At 47.9% G+C, this 17,145-nt stretch carries 13 protein-coding genes; 4 read left to right on the forward strand and 9 right to left on the reverse strand.

Annotated elements, in window-relative coordinates; genetic code table 11:
- Positions 1–322: 322 nt before the first annotated feature.
- From wzc to wecA, 4 genes are all read right to left on the reverse strand, one after another.
- Positions 323–2,497: a tyrosine-protein kinase Wzc gene (gene wzc / locus O1Q74_RS13530; protein ID WP_271873799.1), complete on the reverse strand. Its 2,175-nt coding sequence runs from the start codon at positions 2,495–2,497 to the stop codon at positions 323–325.
- A 16-nt stretch (positions 2,498–2,513) separates the two neighbouring features.
- Positions 2,514–2,948, reverse strand: a complete 435-nt coding sequence (locus O1Q74_RS13535) for an arsenate reductase/protein-tyrosine-phosphatase family protein (RefSeq protein WP_271873800.1) — start codon at positions 2,946–2,948, stop codon at positions 2,514–2,516.
- Between the two features lie 8 nt (positions 2,949–2,956).
- Positions 2,957–4,093, reverse strand: coding sequence for a polysaccharide export protein (locus O1Q74_RS13540; protein ID WP_271873801.1), 1,137 nt, complete (start codon positions 4,091–4,093; stop codon positions 2,957–2,959).
- A 125-nt stretch (positions 4,094–4,218) separates the two neighbouring features.
- Positions 4,219–5,298 carry a UDP-N-acetylglucosamine--undecaprenyl-phosphate N-acetylglucosaminephosphotransferase gene (gene wecA, locus O1Q74_RS13545; protein ID WP_271873802.1) on the reverse strand — a complete coding sequence of 360 codons (1,080 nt, stop codon included), beginning with the start codon at positions 5,296–5,298 and terminating at the stop codon, positions 4,219–4,221.
- A 656-nt stretch (positions 5,299–5,954) separates the two neighbouring features.
- Between wecA and O1Q74_RS13550 the strand changes: the two genes are divergently transcribed.
- From O1Q74_RS13550 to hepT, 3 genes are all read left to right on the forward strand, one after another.
- A complete protein-coding gene (locus O1Q74_RS13550) occupies positions 5,955–7,541 on the forward strand; it encodes a TerC family protein (RefSeq protein ID WP_271873803.1) in 1,587 nt (528 codons plus the stop codon).
- Positions 7,542–7,654: 113 nt separating this feature from the next.
- Positions 7,655–8,038, forward strand: a complete 384-nt coding sequence (gene mntA, locus O1Q74_RS13555; protein WP_271873805.1) for a type VII toxin-antitoxin system MntA family adenylyltransferase antitoxin — start codon at positions 7,655–7,657, stop codon at positions 8,036–8,038.
- On the forward strand, positions 8,035–8,454 hold the full coding sequence (hepT, locus tag O1Q74_RS13560) for a type VII toxin-antitoxin system HepT family RNase toxin (RefSeq protein ID WP_039535340.1): 420 nt from the start codon (positions 8,035–8,037) through the stop codon (positions 8,452–8,454). The genes mntA and hepT overlap by 4 nt, the downstream gene beginning before the upstream one ends.
- Before the next feature lie 43 nt (positions 8,455–8,497).
- On the opposite strand, the gene dcuC is transcribed toward hepT, so the two are convergent.
- The 5 genes from dcuC to apbC all read right to left on the reverse strand — a co-directional run bounded on the left by dcuC (position 8,498) and on the right by apbC (position 14,703).
- A complete protein-coding gene (gene dcuC / locus O1Q74_RS13565) occupies positions 8,498–9,844 on the reverse strand; it encodes an anaerobic C4-dicarboxylate transporter DcuC (RefSeq protein ID WP_271873807.1) in 1,347 nt (448 codons plus the stop codon).
- Positions 9,845–10,143: 299 nt separating this feature from the next.
- Positions 10,144–11,979 carry an outer membrane assembly protein AsmA gene (asmA, locus tag O1Q74_RS13570; RefSeq protein ID WP_271873808.1) on the reverse strand — a complete coding sequence of 612 codons (1,836 nt, stop codon included), beginning with the start codon at positions 11,977–11,979 and terminating at the stop codon, positions 10,144–10,146.
- A gap of 92 nt (positions 11,980–12,071) precedes the next feature.
- Positions 12,072–12,653 carry a dCTP deaminase gene (gene dcd, locus O1Q74_RS13575; RefSeq protein WP_015839565.1) on the reverse strand — a complete coding sequence of 194 codons (582 nt, stop codon included), beginning with the start codon at positions 12,651–12,653 and terminating at the stop codon, positions 12,072–12,074.
- A gap of 124 nt (positions 12,654–12,777) precedes the next feature.
- Positions 12,778–13,419, reverse strand: coding sequence for a uridine kinase (udk, locus tag O1Q74_RS13580; protein ID WP_015839564.1), 642 nt, complete (start codon positions 13,417–13,419; stop codon positions 12,778–12,780).
- Between the two features lie 174 nt (positions 13,420–13,593).
- Positions 13,594–14,703 (reverse strand): iron-sulfur cluster carrier protein ApbC, encoded by a 1,110-nt coding sequence (gene apbC / locus O1Q74_RS13585; protein ID WP_271873810.1) that lies wholly within the window; start codon positions 14,701–14,703, stop codon positions 13,594–13,596.
- Between the two features lie 222 nt (positions 14,704–14,925).
- Here apbC and metG point away from each other — a divergent pair, with 222 nt between their 5' ends.
- Complete coding sequence (gene metG, locus O1Q74_RS13590) at positions 14,926–16,956, forward strand: methionine--tRNA ligase (protein WP_271873812.1); 2,031 nt, start codon at positions 14,926–14,928, stop codon at positions 16,954–16,956.
- The last annotated feature ends 189 nt before the right edge of the window (positions 16,957–17,145 follow it).

Here is a 17,145-nt window from a genome sequence, read left to right on the forward strand (position 1 = left end):
CATATCTACTTGTCTATTATTTAATAAAAATCCAGCTAATTAAACAATGATGAATTAGTCCACATTTAAACACACATCTACACCCTAAATAATTGGAGTTTCAGGAAGGCAGCAAGCGAAGGAATCCCGATGAGCTTACTCAGGTAAGTGATTCGGATGACTGAACCTAGCCAACGCACATGCAACTTGAAGTATGACGGGTATAAATGAAGAAAACATTATTTATCAAAACAGAAACTTATAAAGAATTTATGGCATGCAGCAAATATCGAATACTTAGATTCGATACTTGCTATGACTAGAATTCTTAGGTTAGGAAATACTAACTATTTTTCTCAGATTTATAGTCATAAGTATAATAATTATAATTTCCATATCCATAATAGCTAGCAGCACGTTTTACAATCGCATTCAGAATAACACCTTTAATTTCCGTACCATTCTGCTCAAAGCGACGAACACTTACCTCTATTTCTTTCAGCGTATTCACTTCAAAACGCGCTACCAGTAAAGATGTACCAGCATGGCGGCTAATAATGGCGGCATCTGTCACAGCCAGAATCGGCGGCGTATCTAACAGCACCAAATCATAATGCTCTCCAGCCCACTTGATAAACTCAGCAAAACGGCTATGCATCAATAGTTCAGAAGGATTCGGTGGGATTTGCCCACGAGGGATAAAGTCCATATTCTCCACTGCAGTTTTACGCACACTTTTCGTTGCTTCACACTGCCCAGACAAAATGTCCGACAAACCATCCGTGCCATGAGTACCCATCAGTTCATGGGCGTAACCTTTGCGCATATCACAGTCAACAATGAGTACTCGCTGCCCAGACTGAGCGATGACAGCTCCGAGATTTGCACTGACGAATGTTTTACCAATCGCAGGGCTGGCACCAGAGATCATCAGCACATTGTTTTTGGCTTCCATCATGGCGAAATGCAGACTGGTGCGTAGACTTCTTATAGCTTCAATGGCGAGATCAGCAGGATTTCCCACAGCCAGTAACTCTGTCGAGCGCGTATTGCCTTTCTTGCCTTTTCCTAATAACGCTCTGTCTTTCTTCTGCTGCCATTCAGATAAAGGAACACTGGCATAAACATTAATGCCCAGTTCTTCCAGTTGTTCTGGACTTTCAATTCCTTTGTGTAGAAAAGTTTTCAATAGGACAAATATCGTTGATATTATCAAACCGGCAATCATTGCGAATACTATAACAACCAATTTTCGAGGTTTCACTGGTTTAAGCTGCAAAGCTGCTGCATCAATAATTCGCACATAGCCCACAGTGCTAGCTTTATTAATGCTGAGCTCCTGTTGTTTATTCAACAGTTGCATATAAACTTCTTGCCCTACATTAACATCTCGCGTTAAACGCAATATTTCCTGCTGTGTTTTAGGCATCACACCTACACGCTTGTTAATTTTTTCTCGTTCTTCTTCCAGAGTTTTTCTTTTTTCCATTAACGCACGATAGGCGGGGTGCTCTTTGGTGTATAGTTTTGATATTTCGGCTTCTTTAAATGTTAACTCGTTAAGCTGAGATTCAACTGACACCATCGTATCCAGAACCGCTTTAGCTTCTAGTGACAAATCAACCGATTCATTCTTTTGCCTATAGTTATTTAATTTATTATCCGCTTCATCAAGCGTCAACCGTACGTTTGGAAGTTGCTCTTTAAGAAACTCCAGACTTTTCCCTGCTTCCTCCGATTTACGCTCAACATTTTGCTGCAGATAATTTTGGCTGATACTATTTAATACCTTATTAGTTAATTCTGGATCTTCACCTTCATAACTGAGAGATAGAACCCCAGTATCTTTACCCTTATCAGCGACTGTTAGGCTACTCAATATATTATTGATTGCCGTAATTGTGTTTAGCTTCTTAATACGAAAAACAGTTCCTTCATCCGCGTTAATATCACTAACCAGCAAAGAAAGACCATTATTTTTCTCTATCTGCCCAACTTTTCCATTAAATTTTATAGCATCTCCCGCCTCGACTAAATAATTTTGGTCATCAATAACATAAAGATTAATTGTCTCATCCTCCCATGATTGAGGAACTTCTAATCTCGAGACTGCGATTTTGCCAGATTCCTCCCCCATTAAACGAGAAAAACCTTTACCAAAAACAGGGAAATATTTTTGTTGAGCAATAATATCCAAAGAAAGATCGTTAACCGTCTTACCGACTACCATGCGCGATTTAATCAACTCAATTTCAGCAGCCGATTCTGGTTTAGCATCAGGTAGCACGCTAGAAATATCTTTCAGCAAAGAATTCCCTGCATTTTGTTCAACCTGAATCAATGCGTCAGCTTTATAGATCGGAGTCGAAAAAGTCGCATAAAGAATACCAATAATAGTAAAAATTGCGGTAACACCAATAACTAACCAACGATGATCCAACAACGTTCCTAATAACCGACCCAAATCGATCTCATCCGCGTTCGTTTCGGACGTTTTTCCTGAAATTTTCTCTGCCATGGGGTTCCCTGACTTATTAACGGCTTAATACCTGCGCCCATTTCTGCGCTGATTTTTCAAGTTGCAAATAGACGAATTCAAAGGCTTCACGGCTTTTACGATAGGGATCAGCAATTTCCTGCTGATTTATCCAATGCCCATAAAGCATCGTTTTACCACGAACCTCAGGTACAATGCTGCATACTCCATCAATATGCTCTTTCTCCATAACCAGAATGAGATCATATTGCCTACATAGCGCTGAAGTCAGTTGCTGTGCCTCATGCCCATCCAGAGAAAGATTGTGCTGGTTTGCAACATTGTTGGCTGTCTCATCTGCAGGTTTCCCTACTAGGGCACCTAATCCTGCAGACGCAATTTTCTTTGTAGGCAATGCCTGCTTTAGTAAACGCTCCCCTGTCGGGGAGCGGCAAATATTACCTACGCAAACTACAAGTATTGAATCAAACATAATTATCTCTATGGCCAGGTGCGAACACGCAAGCTACCTTCACTAAGATCATTAAAGGCGGAGATGGTCGGTGCAAGCTGCGAAATCAAACGGTTCCAACGAACAATTGGCGCAGTGGTGACATAAACGACATCATAAGGCTGCAATTGGAATTCAGCGCCCATAACAAGGGAGGTTGCATCGGCAGCATTAAGTTGATAGATGTTCGCTAGTTTTGGCCCCTGAGTTCCTCTAAGAGGACGAATAACAAACACGCCCGTTGCATCAGCCAACGTTTGATCCATCCCTTCAGCATTACCAAGCGCTTCAGTCAAGGTCATGCCGCTGCGATCCATTTTGAGTGTGGTTTGTTTTTTCACCTCACCCATAACGAACACTTTCAGATCGTCATTACGCGGAATATAGAGGATATCGCCAGGATACAGCAGGGTATTCTGAGAGAGGTCACCGTTTTGCATCAGCGCCTGAAGGGAAATGCGTTTTTCCTGACCATTATGGGTTAAAACAATATTGCGCCAGTCGGCATTGTCACTTAACCCCCCCGCCTTGTTAATGGCGTCCAGGATAGTTAACGGCACGTTAGTAATAGATTGTTCACCAGAGGTTTTCACCTCACCCGTAACATAGGCTTTTTGAGAGCGGAAAGCGGCTATACTGACATCAACCTGAGGAGATTCAATATATTTTGCTAAACGCGAGGTAACTTCTTCTCGCACTTCAGTTACCGTCTTACCGACAACATTTACTTTGCCAATATAGGGGTAGAAGATTGTGCCGTCAGAATGCACCCAGTTACCTGTATCAGCCGCAGTACGATATGTACCAGCAGGTGTCGTAAGCTCAGGGTGATCCCATACGGTGACCATAATGACATCGCCAATGCCAATACGGTATTCATATTGTTGTAATTCACGCTCTAGCGCAGGGTTAGTTTGCGCAATCAACGGTTTAGGCCGCATTTTATCCACTAAATAAGGTGTTAGCGGATAAACATTAACTAATTTATCAATATTAAAATCAGCATCTTGCTGCTCGATAACCTCTTTGCCACTCGTAGAAAGATGGCTACCGGGAATTATCGTACAGCCACTCAGCAAAGCTACAGACACCACCATTGGTATCAATTTCAATTTATGCTTTATCATCCTGTTTATGCCATCGTTTTCTGATTAAAAATCGCGCAAATCCCTACAAAATATCAAATGATTATAGAGGACGTTTAGTTAAATAAACCTACAGTCTGAAGCGTAAAAAACCGTTAATTTATCTGTTAGCGACGCTGTTCCATTTTCTCCGTAACAACGACTGTCTCATGATTCGCACGCCTTATCCATGTCAGCAAACGCCACACTCGCGTAATTGACCAGAAGTAGCCGACAAAAACGACAAGGAACGCACTTAACATAATTGACTCAGTTACACCGCTTAACTCACAAATAATACCGATAGCGGCCAAAACCAATGCAGCAACGACAATCGCCAATAGAGACTGTCTCGGCGTAAGGCCTGCACGCATTAAAATATGATGCAAATGCTCCCGATCAGGTTTGAACGGACTATCTCCCCGGCGAATCCTGCGCACCATAATCGTTACCATATCCATCAAGGGAATGGCAATCAACCATAGCGCCGTCACTGGGCGAATCACAGCGTCACTACCTTGCGTAGCCAAAATCAACAGCCAAATAACAGTAAAACCAATAAGTGTACTACCCGCATCCCCCATAAAGATTTTAAATTTTGTTCCCCATGGGATACCAAGATTCAACAAAATATAGGGTATCGTCGCAGCTAATAAGCACAAACTCCACTGCGCAAGTTCATGTCGCCCATCTAGATAAAAAACGACAGCCAGAGCACCAAATGTTACACAGGAAAGTGTGCCCAGTAAGCCATCGATACCGTCAACCATATTGAAAGCATTGATCGCTCCCCACACCGCAAACAGCGTGACTGTATAACCAAAAATACCTAAAAACAGCTCATAGCCGAATAATACCTTGCCTAAGGACGCAAGATATAGCCCCGCATACATCATCAGGCCCGCTACTAATGCTTGTAAGCCAACGCGGGGAAGAACGGGAAGATCAAATCGATCATCCAGCACACCGACTGCCAGTAGTGCCGTCGCACAAACCATATAGAGAGAAAAATTGGGGAGCCATGTAGGATCAAATGCATACATAACCCACAGGGCTATATAGATAGAAACACCGCCAACAAGTGGAATATGACCACTGTGTCGCTTGCGGTCATTAGGTTTGTCCACAAGACCGACCTTTATTGCTACTTTTCTTGCCAAGAATAGCGCAATAAAAGCACTCAGGAAGACCATCATGAATTCTTGCATTTTTGCACCATCATCAACCCGTTATGTGAATGTTTTGCATCAGACACGCTACCGCCCTTGGCTCATAGCTACCAATGCGCTGTCAAACAACGTACGGAACACCATCCTGTGGCTACACCCTGGATCCGTAAACCATCTGTTTGTGTGTGAAGATTCCATTTCCTTGTTAGCCAACCGATCTCGCTAACAAAAAGTGACTAATCAATATATTTATTTATAAAAATATAGCTAAATCGACAAAGCCAAATTTCACCCCATAGTATTGACGATGACGTAAAGAGCACAAGGGTAAGATGGCCTAAAAGGAGCTTTTCAGAATAAGACTACGCGCATCCCTGTCGTAAAAATCTTGCTAAATCCGCAAGCTATTCTAAGCGTTGCCTGCTCATGCAATCAAATACTAACGTGCGCTACCCTACGTATCATTCTTAAAATTTTACTTATTGTCGATTTTTCAACCGACCTTTCCAACAAGCTACACACCGTTTCATGTCAAAAATATGACAATGCATGCCCAGGTACTTATCTGTTCGTCTGTTCGAAATTGGCTTATAGATTGTTCTTCTCATAAAGAATATCCCTGCAAATTCTGGTTCATCAGTGTCAGCCCTGATACGCTAGCGGAGTTATCTTCATTTAAAGGTGAAAAAATAGATATGGAGTGGATCGCTGATCCAACAATATGGGCCGGGTTGGCCACGCTGGTTGTCCTGGAACTGGTTCTGGGCATTGATAATCTTATCTTCATCGCCATTCTGGCTGAGAAACTACCAAAAGAACAACGCGATAAAGCCAGAGTCGTCGGTCTGTTACTTGCCCTGCTTATGCGCCTGGGTCTGCTGGCGTCCATTTCATGGCTGGTGTCTTTGACTACCCCGCTCTTCACGTTCCTTGGGCACACGTTCAGCGCTCGCGATGTCATCATGCTGGTTGGTGGGTTATTCCTACTCTTTAAAGCCACGATGGAGCTCAACGAGCGCCTTGAAGGAAAAGATGAGGAGCAGCAAGCTCAACGTAAAGGCGCACGCTTCTGGCCGGTAGTGGCACAGATCGTGGTACTGGATGCAATATTCTCACTGGACTCCGTGATTACCGCCGTTGGCATGACCGATCATCTGCTGGTCATGATGTCCGCCGTGACCATCGCTATTTTCCTCATGCTGCTGGCCAGCAAGCCGCTGACCCGTTTTGTTGCGGAACACCCGACCATCGTTATCCTGTGTCTCAGCTTCTTACTGATGATTGGATTCAGTCTGGTGGCAGACGCGTTTGGTTATCATATTCCCAAAGGCTATCTCTATGCTGCGATAGGCTTCTCGGTGATGATTGAGATGTTGAATCAGGTTTCCCTATTCAACCGCCGGCGCTTTCTTTCTTCCTCGGTTCCACTGCGCCAGCGCACCGCAGAAGTGGTTTTGCGTATCTTGCGCGGTAACCATGAAGAAGCTGAGTTGGACAACCAAACCTCATCGATGATTGCAGACAACACCCGGGCGGGCCAGGAAGTCTTCAACCTTCAGGAACGCCGGATGATAAAGCGGGTATTGGGGCTGGCACAGCGAACCATCAGCAGCATTATGACGTCGCGGCATGACATTGACTCCGTTGAACTGAATATTACACAGGATGCGCTCGCTAAACTGTTAACGACCAACCAGCATTCCCGACTGGTGGTAACCGACAGCAATACCTCCGACGAGCCATTGGGTATCGTACATGTTGCCGATTTACTCCAACAGCAGCTAAACCGCGAGTCGTTCAATCCACGTATTCTGATTCGTCAGCCGCTGGTCTTTCCTGAACAGCTTTCACTTTTACAGGCTTTGGAACAGTTTAGAGAAGCGCGAACGCACTTTGCGTTTGTCGTTGATGAATTCGGTTCGATGGAAGGGATAGTGACATTAAGCGACGTGATGGAAACCATCGCGGGCAACCTGCCGCGCGAAGGAGAAGATCGCGATGCACGCCACAGCATTCAGCAGAATGACGACGGCAGTTGGATCGTAAATGGCTATATTCCACTGGAAGACTTAACGATGTATGTTCCGCTGACGCTGGATGAAAAGCGCGAATACTACACATTGGCAGGGCTGTTAATGGAGCACGCACAGCGGGTTCCACAGGTGGGCGATACACTATCAATCGATGGCTATCAGTTCACCATTCTGGCAGTGGAAAGTCATCGTATTGTGGAGGTCCGTATCACACCGAACGACGAACCACAGACTGATTTTGAAGTGTGATGAAATCGGGGCTGGGGGATGACTTATCTGTTCCCCTCCCCTGACGGGCAATACATTGATGTTCGAGCAATCCTATCAGACAATAAGAGAATCGTAGGAACGGGGGCTATCACATGTTCGATAAGATCGTTTTGACACTGAAAAAACAGATGCCCGACATCAAAATTATTTATCTCTTTGGCTCCCAGGCTACAGGCAATGCCAGAGCGGACAGCGACATTGATATCGCCATCATGGCTACAAGAGCACTGGATCCCGTTAAACGCTGGGAGCTATCTAATCAATTAGCAAAGGAAGTGGGTCATGACGTCGATCTTATCGATTTATTGCAGGCTTCAACGGTATTAAAAATGGAGATCGTTCGTAACGGCAAGCTGCTTTATGATGCGGAAACAGCAGCGGGGGAATTTGAAATGACAACACTTTCGATGTACCAGCATCTGCAAAAAGAGCGTGCGGATATCATTCGTAGCTTTAATCAGGATCTAAAAGCATGACAGATATCTTGCTCAACAAAAGCAGCACCATACAAAGATGCCTACGTCGTATTCGTGAGGAATTCGATACTGAGGAAGGGTTTCGTCAAAACTTCACCAAGCAAGATTCCGTCATACTTAACATACAGCGTGCCTGTGAAGCCGCTATTGATATCGCTAATTATCTTATCCGTATCAAGCAGCTAGGCATACCACAAAGTAGCCGTGATAGCTTCGCGCTTCTTGCTGCAAACCAGATTATTACGGTTGATCTGTCTGACAATTTGCAAAAAATGGTGGGATTAAGAAATATTGCCGTACATGACTATCAGGCGCTCAATCTGGATATTGTCATCCACGTCATTTCTCATCGTTTAAGCGACTTTGAACATTTTATCAAACAAATAGCCCGGTACAGCGACAGCCAGCACCTTTAGAGCACATAGCCTAAAGGTGCTGCTGTTTACCTAATTTCTGCTATCAGGCAGGCACCATAATTTCGGTAGCAACCACCACAACAATCAGCCCAACCAGAACCGGAACCGATGTGCGCTTCACCACCTCGAACGGAGAGATTTTCGCCATCCCGGCCACAGCAACCACTACGCCGGATACCGGAGAAATGGTACGGCCCAAGTTGGAAGCCTGAAGCATCGGAATAGCTAAATAAGCAGGGTTGATGCCCATTTGTGACGCCAGCTTTGGAATCAGCTCAACAAACGCATAGAACGGCGCATTACCCGAGCCCGTAGTCATCGCAGCCAACATCGTGATCGCAACCAGCATAATCACCAGCCCGCCGCTACCAAATGACTGCGCAAGGCCAATCAAACCGCTGATAAAGCCAATAGTGCCAAGCCCCTGGGCAAAGACACCTGCTGCGACCAACAGGATGACGACGCTAGAGAAGGCATCGGCCATCCCACGGTAAGCCACATCAAGCCCATCAAACACTTTTTGCGCACTGAACGAACGGACAAATTCCAGCGCAGCGGCCAGCACCATACAGATAACCAGTACAGTGATAATGTGGAGTTCCGGCCCCCATTTGCCATCAAACACCAGCACACCCATGATCGGCGTAAACGGCAGAATGGCGTAAAAACGCGGGGCATCGGTCGTGATCTCGCTGACATCCAGAATCTCATGGCTAACATTCGCTTTGTTATCCAGATAGCGCTGCCAGAAGAAATGCGCGACGGCCATACACACGATCGCCATGATGGAAATAGGTAGCGTGGCCTTAAAGGCAAAATCCACTAATTTCATCTGTGATGCCTGTGCAGCAAGTACTACGTCGCCCGACGTCGGCGACAGGATCAACGCCACAGGGGAAGCACAGATTGCAGCAGCAGCACCGCGACTGATACCGACGTTCACCATGACGGGGAACAGCGTTGCCATCAACAGCACACCGAGTCCCGTGGCCGATGACACCGCCAACGACATCAGACAGGCGACAAAATAGGCCGCGATCATCAGTAAGTAAGGTGAGTTAATCATTTTCAGCGGGCGGGAAACCAGCTTCACGACGACATCATTGGCACCGATGTGCGTCATATAAGCGGCAAAACCACACAGCACCATAATCATCATGCCGAGATCGCCACCGCGGCTCATCAGCAAAATTTTTACGTATTCAACAATATCCGTTGCGCTCCAGCCTGTCGCCTTCGCGCTGGCTGGCAATACGTTTTTCCCCAGCATGGCACTGATTGCCAAAAGTAAGAGGCCTCCTACCAGCAACACGCCAGTCGCGGAGTACCCTTTTATAATGTAACGACCGACCAGAATCGTTACAGCAACACCAATCAAAAGTTCGAGCATAGTGTGTTTCGATACCTGAGTAATAAATTATCTGACAGACATTCTCCGGCAACGGAGTCGCACCGCACCGCACCGAAAATAGGGAGCGAAGTTTACTGCTTTAGAAAATAAAAAAAGAGAAAAATATTAATATGTAGCATTAAAAAAGAGACACCGAGCACAAAGCCGGCCTGGAGGAGGATGACAAACCAGAGGGAAACCGTGGTGAGACGCGGCCAGTTTGCTGGCAGGAATCAGCAAACTGGCTAAAGCACAACATTCAGAAAATACAATATTCAGAAAATACCGTATTTAGAACATTAAAGACGATCGAGAAGCTGCTTCAGGTCTTTACCCTTCTGGCTTTGCTGATTTTGGCTGGCCCAATCATTCAGGCGTTTTTTCAATTCGTCCTGCAGGCGTTTACGCAGCAGTTGATCTACCTGTAATTGGTAATTCAATTTATCCCATTCGCCATAGATACGTAACGGGATCGCTGTATTTTTCAGCACGCTGACTAGCTGCTCATCCCCCTGCCACCCTTGCGTGATAGAAACATTCAAGTTGACGTCACACGTCTGGGCAGGCAGATCGAATTGCCCCCCCCCACTGAGTGATAGCAGTTCTGAACGGCCATTGAGATCGGTAAGGCGTAACTTACCCGCATTCAGTTGTACTTTCCCAGTCAGCTGTTGCAGTTCGGTATAGCGCTCGTAGCGCTCTTGTCCTCGGATATTCCCATTGCTACGCGCAACGGCCATCTGCACCATTTGCTGGATATTCAAACCCTGTAGACGAACGTTATTGCCTTGCAGCGTCGCCGTTCCCTGCCACTGTTGGAGCAACGCAGGTAGCGTAAAACTGTTACCGTTGAACTGTCCTGCCATCGACAATTTCCCACTGACCGTCTCAGCGGGCAGCGCAAATGCGGACATCAACTGGGATAACTCAACATCCTTGAGTTCTGGCCGTAACGTGATGTTGGTCGATGACTTCGTCACAACTTTACCAGGTAATGAGAAATGTCCACCGCCCAGTTCACCGCTCAAGGTCGTCACATCCAGCAGCCCCGGCTGATTGTCTGCCCGTAGTGTAAATTGGCGGACATCGAGCCCACGATAGATCACCGTCGCGGCCTGTAGCGACAGACGTGCTGTGAATGTCTGTAAGCTGTCTTCTGGTTTGGTTAACCCACTTTCATTTGAAATCACAGGGGCCGATGATTTAGCTGGCACGACAGAGGCATTGTTCTCTTTCACCGATGCGATCCCCAGCAGGGAATCCAAATCCAGCCTCTCAGACAACAGATCTAATTCGTAATGGGGGATGTCCCCCAGCGTCACGCTACCCGCTCCCGACAGTTGGCTATTATTGGTATTGAGTGAAAGCTGGCTAAACGTGATTCTTTCAGGCTGCTGTTGATAACTGGCCTGAACACTCCCCGTTCCGCTGATACCGTTTGCTGGTATTCCTGCCCCCTGAAGCTGGTAATCTAGCCTGGTAATGTTGGCATTAGCCTGCTGGGGGAAATGCAGCAAATCGACATCTGCTGCAAGGGAGAAAGCGATATCGCGCTGATCGCGATTGATACGGCTTGATAATTCGATGCTGACCTGACGGTCACTGTTCTGCTCCATCGCAAGATTAATGTCGCGCACATTAATCTGTTCATTATTGCTGCGTTGCAGAATCAACAGGCTATCAGCGACTTTGATCTTATCAATATCCAGCCGCCAGCGCCGTTCTTCAGATGGAGTCTGCGATCCCGCAGGGGCAATAGGCGCATTGTTGGCCTGTTTGGCTTCGCTTTCCGGCGTCAGGCGAATAATGGCACCTTTCAGCATCACCTGCTTGACTGCTAGCTTGTGTGACAGCAGCGGCCACAGTTGCACATCAAGACGCATGTTCTCGGCGCTGACAATCGGCGCATTGGATCCCGGCGCGCTTAACGACATCCCACCAGATAATATGCTCAGTTGCGGCCACACATGCCAACGCAGATCGCCATCCAACTGGAGGCGATAGCCGCTACGTTCCTCAACCTGCTTCACCATGTAGGCGCGGAAGTCATTAGGATTAACCAGTACGACCAAAGCCGTCATTCCTGCTATCAGCACGACAAGCAGAATTGCCAGCGTCGTCAGAAATCTTCTCATGCCATCCTCATTGCGAAACGCACGGCCACCTGCTGTTTACCTTGCAAGCCTGTCGCCAGATGCCTAGCCCTAAGATACCTAGCCTAAGGTGCTTAGTCTTTATCGATCCGGCTCGCTACCGCACCCTGTTGGTCTTTATATTTGGCATCCTGACGGCGGTTGTAAGGACGAGCAGCCGGCCCAGAAAGCGGTTCAAAACTCAGGGCGCCAATCATCATGCCGGGGCGTAACGCCAGCGGCAACTTACCTGAATTATAGAACTCCAACACAATTCTTCCTTGCCAACCTGGATCAATACGGTGCGCGGTGACGTGAACCATCAATCCCAGACGAGCCAGTGAAGAACGACCATCCAGCCAGCCGACCAAATCATCCGGCAGCGTCACTGATTCCAACGTCACCGCCAGCGCTAACTCTCCTGGGTGCAGGAAGAACGCTTCGCCTTCCGGTAAATTGATTTCATCACTCATGACGCGATCGAGCGCCGCACTGACCTCATCCTTCGGGCCGCTTAAATCAATGAAAGGCGCAGTGTGTCCGCGGAAGACGCGAAACTGATTTCCCAGGCGAACATCAACCGTCGCGCCAGAGATTCTCTCAGTCGGCGGACGGGGCGTAATCACCAGTCGGCCATCATCCAGCCAGGCTTCAATGTCACGGTCACACAGTCTCATCTTATTCTCCATTCGACACCGGTATCTATCAGATAAACCTCATCTATCTCCGTCATACATCACATTGCTGCGGCGTGTACCAAACGTCAACATCGGTCACGCAACCTGAATACTTCAGGATATCTTACTCAAAGAACTGGCTTATCTTGGCTTTCAAAATATCAATCGCAATACGGTTTTTCCCGCCGCGCGGCACGATAATATCGGCGTACTGCTTGGATGGCTCAATAAATTGCAGGAACATCGGACGCACGGTTTTCTGATACTGTTCCATCACGGAATCCATGGAACGTCCGCGTTCATTCACATCGCGGCGCATGCGACGCAACAGGCAAATATCCAGCGGCGTATCGACAAAAATAGAGAAATTCATCTCATCGCGCAGGCGTGCATCCGTCAGCAACAGGATACCTTCCAGGATAATGACCTTTTTCAGCTCGATATGCACCGTTTCCTGCTTGCGAGTGTGCTCAACATAGCTGTACTGCGGAACTTCAATCGCCTGACCCGCTTTTAGCATCTGCAAATGTTTCAGCAACAGGCTGTGATCCATTGAACTTGGGTGGTCATAGTTGGTTTTTACCCGCTCTTCCATCGTCAGGTGGCTTTGATCTTTATAATAGCTGTCTTCAGATATCACCCCGATATGCTGATCGCCGACCTGATCGCGTAATTCCCGATACAAGGTGCTGGAAATAAGACTTTTACCTGAAGCGGATGCTCCTGAGATCCCGATGATGACGCACTGGTGAGACTGATCAGTCATGGTATTAACGACCTGATTAACATAAATAAAGAGAGGGGAATGCGCCAATAGGCGCTTTTACGCCGCAATTATAGGGAGTTAGCCCCCGTCACGCCACCCTTTCCGCGTATTGCGCCCAGAGAAGCGAGGACTGGCACAGGGTCAAGCCGGGACAGAGCCCGGCCTTATAGCGGACTACAGCGCGCGGAAAGAAATTTCGCCAGGAATAACGCTACCTTGCCAATAAAGCTGTGCGGCAACCTGCCCCGCCAGTTCACGGTACAGAGATGTGAATTCACTGTCCGGCTGACTGACGACCGTCGGCTCACCGCGGTCAAGATCCTCACGCAGGGAAATGTGCAGCGGAAGCTGGCCTAACAGGGAACAATGATATTTCTCCGCCAGTTTCTGCGCGCCGCCCGTACCAAAAATCGGCTCCAGATGTCCACAGTTGCTACAGATATGTACGCTCATATTCTCAACGATGCCTAGTACTGGCACGCTGACTTTTTCAAACATCGCGATGCCTTTCATGGCATCCATCAGCGCGATATCCTGCGGGGTCGTCACGACGACGGCACCAGTGACAGGAATATTTTGCGCCAGTGTCAGTTGAATATCGCCCGTACCCGGCGGCATATCTAGCACCAGATAATCCAGATCCGGCCAGAGCGTATCCTGCAACAGTTGCAATAACGCCTTGCTGGCCATCGGCCCACGCCACACCATCGCGTTATCGTCTGTGACCAGATAACCAATCGAGTTGGTTGCCAGACCGTGCGCGGTAATCGGTGCCATATGTTGACCGTCCGGCGAGGTTGGGCGCTCGCTCGCTGAACCCAGCATCGTTGGAATAGAAGGACCATAGATATCGGCATCCAGAATGCCTACATTCGCGCCTTCAGCCGCCAGCGCCAGCGCCATGTTGACCGCCGTGCTCGATTTGCCGACCCCGCCTTTGCCGGAACTGACGGCAATGATGTTTTTAACGCCCTTCACGCCAGCCTGATCGTTAACCCGGCGCAGCGTAGCGATGTCATGCGTTAAACGCCATTCGACCGCCTTTGCGCCAGATAAACGTAATAACTCATCGCTAACCGTTTCTTTTAATACAGCCAAACCGCTCAGCCAGACAAACGGCATCGTTAGTTCAATATGCAACACGTTATCCAGCAGCGCACAATGGCGCAGCGCATTGAGTGTCGTCAGATTATTTTTCAGTGTCGGGTGCTGAAAAGTAGATAAAACCCCGGCGACCATCGCACGTAGTGCTTCAGGGCGTTGTTCGGGGACTGTCGCGTTCATTCCGGCTCCTTGAAATTCTCATAGTTGACCGTTGAGATCGTATATAGCATACCAGAGCGAGGAAAGCCTGACGCCCTTCGGCGTCAAAAACGTGGAAACACTACGCAAATTAAAATCAGCTAGGGTGTTTCCTGCCGTTTTACTCACGCCAGCGGTTTACGCAGCAAGGCGCTATCGGTTAACATCGATTTCCCTCTATTCACAAAAGAAAGCAAGTTCCTCATGACTCAAGTCGCAAAGAAAATCCTGGTAACGTGCGCGCTGCCTTACGCTAATGGTTCAATCCACCTCGGTCATATGCTTGAACACGTTCAGGCCGATATTTGGGTTCGTTACCAGCGAATGCGCGGCAACCAGGTTCATTTTATCTGTGCGGACGACGCCCACGGCACGCCTATCATGCTGAAAGCACAGCAGATGGGGATTGCGCCGGAACAGATGATTGCGGCAATGAGTCAAGAGCATCAACAAGACTTTGCCGGTTTCAATATCAGCTATGACAACTACCACTCTACGCATAGCGAAGAGAACCGCGAGCTGTCTGGTCTGATTTATCGCCGTCTGAAAGAGAACGGCTTTATTAAAAATCGCACGATTTCTCAGCTGTACGATCCAGAGAAAGGTATGTTCCTGCCGGATCGTTTCGTTAAAGGCACCTGCCCGAAATGTAAGGCTGCCGATCAATACGGCGATAACTGCGAAGTCTGCGGCGCGACTTACAGCCCGACAGAACTGATCGAACCAAAATCAGTGGTGTCTGGCGCTACGCCAGAGATGCGTGAAACCGAACACTTTTTCTTCGATCTGCCCGCATTCAGCGAGATGCTGCAAGCCTGGACGCGCTCTGGCGCATTGCAGGAGCAAGTCGCCAACAAGATGCAGGAGTGGTTCGACTCTGGTCTGCAACAGTGGGACATTACCCGCGACGCACCGTATTTCGGTTTTGAAATTCCTGATGCGCCGGGCAAATATTTTTATGTCTGGCTGGATGCGCCAATCGGCTACATGGGGTCGTTCAAAAATCTGTGCGACAAGCGTGGCGATCTGAATTTTGATGATTTCTGGAAGAAAGACTCAGACGCAGATTTGTATCACTTCATCGGTAAAGACATCGTTTATTTCCACAGCCTGTTCTGGCCGGCGATGTTGGAAGGCAGCGGTTTCCGTAAACCGACGAACCTGTTCGTGCACGGTTACGTTACGGTCAACGGTGCCAAGATGTCTAAATCACGCGGCACCTTCATTAAAGCAGGAACGTATCTTCAGCATCTGGATGCTGATTGTCTGCGTTATTACTACGCGGCAAAACTGTCTTCTCGCATTGATGACATCGATCTTAATCTGGAAGATTTCGTGCAACGCGTGAATGCTGACATCGTGAACAAGGTCGTGAACCTGGCATCACGTAATGCTGGTTTCATTAACAAACGCTTTGACGGCAAACTGGCGGACAAACTGGCCGACGCCGAGCTGTACAAAACCTTTACTGACGCTGCCACCAGCATTGCGGAAGCCTATAGCAGCCGTGAATCAGGCCGTGCCATTCGTGAGATCATGGCACTGGCGGATATCGCCAACCGCTATGTTGACGAACAAGCACCGTGGGTTGTGGCGAAAGAAGAAGGTCGGGATGCCGATCTACAGGCCATTTGCTCGATGGGCATCAACCTGTTCCGCGTGCTGATGACGTACCTAAAGCCGGTACTGCCATCGCTGGCACAGCGGACAGAAGCGTTTTTGAACACGGAGTTGAGCTGGGACGCTATCACCGCCCCGCTGCTGAACCATCAGGTGAGCCCATTCAAAGCGCTGTTTAACCGCATCGATCTAGATAAAGTCAACGCGATGGTTGACGCGTCCAAAGAAGACATGGTCACGGCGCAAAAAGTCGTGTCCGGTCCGCTGGCGGACAATCCGGTGCAGGACACGATTAACTTTGACGATTTTGCTAAAGTCGATATGCGTATCGCCTTGATTAAACAGGCTGAATTGGTTGATGGTTCTGACAAACTATTACGTTTGACGTTGGATCTCGGTGGCGAAACCCGCCAGGTCTTCTCCGGCATTCGTGAAGCTTATCCCGATCCGGCTAAGCTGGAAGGCCGTTTAACCGTCATGGTCGCCAATCTGGCTCCGCGTAAAATGCGCTTCGGCATATCGGAAGGGATGGTGATGGCTGCAGGGCCGGGCGGAAAAGATATCTTCCTCCTGAGCCCAGACAGCGGCGCTCAGCCGGGTATGCAGGTCAAATAATCATCACATCAAGCCGGATTTTAATCCGGCTTTTTTCTGCAACAATTTCGCCACAAATCCCCGCTTATTTCTTTCTGGTTGACTCGCTGCTTCGCATGATTTGTAACCATGAAATAACAAAATCGTTATGCATTACAATATATAACGAATAAAAAATATACCTCTTTATGGGTGTAATGGGGGGTTAAA

Origin of the sequence: Pectobacterium sp. A5351, from assembly GCF_028335745.1 — a bacterium.
Classification (GTDB): Bacteria; Pseudomonadota; Gammaproteobacteria; order Enterobacterales; family Enterobacteriaceae; genus Pectobacterium.

Excerpts from the sequence above, each read along its gene's own strand:
- O1Q74_RS13550 (WP_271873803.1), top strand. The coding sequence starts at position 5,955 with ATGGAGTGGATCGCTGATCCAACAATATGGGCCGGGTTGGCCACGCTG.
- wzc (WP_271873799.1), bottom strand. The coding sequence starts at position 2,497 with ATGGCAGAGAAAATTTCAGGAAAAACGTCCGAAACGAACGCGGATGAG.
- asmA (WP_271873808.1), bottom strand. The coding sequence starts at position 11,979 with ATGAGAAGATTTCTGACGACGCTGGCAATTCTGCTTGTCGTGCTGATA.
- O1Q74_RS13535 (WP_271873800.1), bottom strand. The coding sequence starts at position 2,948 with ATGTTTGATTCAATACTTGTAGTTTGCGTAGGTAATATTTGCCGCTCC.
- udk (WP_015839564.1), bottom strand. The coding sequence starts at position 13,419 with ATGACTGATCAGTCTCACCAGTGCGTCATCATCGGGATCTCAGGAGCA.
- apbC (WP_271873810.1), bottom strand. The coding sequence starts at position 14,703 with ATGAACGCGACAGTCCCCGAACAACGCCCTGAAGCACTACGTGCGATG.
- dcuC (WP_271873807.1), bottom strand. The coding sequence starts at position 9,844 with ATGCTCGAACTTTTGATTGGTGTTGCTGTAACGATTCTGGTCGGTCGT.
- metG (WP_271873812.1), top strand. The coding sequence starts at position 14,926 with ATGACTCAAGTCGCAAAGAAAATCCTGGTAACGTGCGCGCTGCCTTAC.
- O1Q74_RS13540 (WP_271873801.1), bottom strand. The coding sequence starts at position 4,093 with ATGATAAAGCATAAATTGAAATTGATACCAATGGTGGTGTCTGTAGCT.
- mntA (WP_271873805.1), top strand. The coding sequence starts at position 7,655 with ATGTTCGATAAGATCGTTTTGACACTGAAAAAACAGATGCCCGACATC.
- hepT (WP_039535340.1), top strand. The coding sequence starts at position 8,035 with ATGACAGATATCTTGCTCAACAAAAGCAGCACCATACAAAGATGCCTA.
- wecA (WP_271873802.1), bottom strand. The coding sequence starts at position 5,298 with ATGCAAGAATTCATGATGGTCTTCCTGAGTGCTTTTATTGCGCTATTC.
- dcd (WP_015839565.1), bottom strand. The coding sequence starts at position 12,653 with ATGAGACTGTGTGACCGTGACATTGAAGCCTGGCTGGATGATGGCCGA.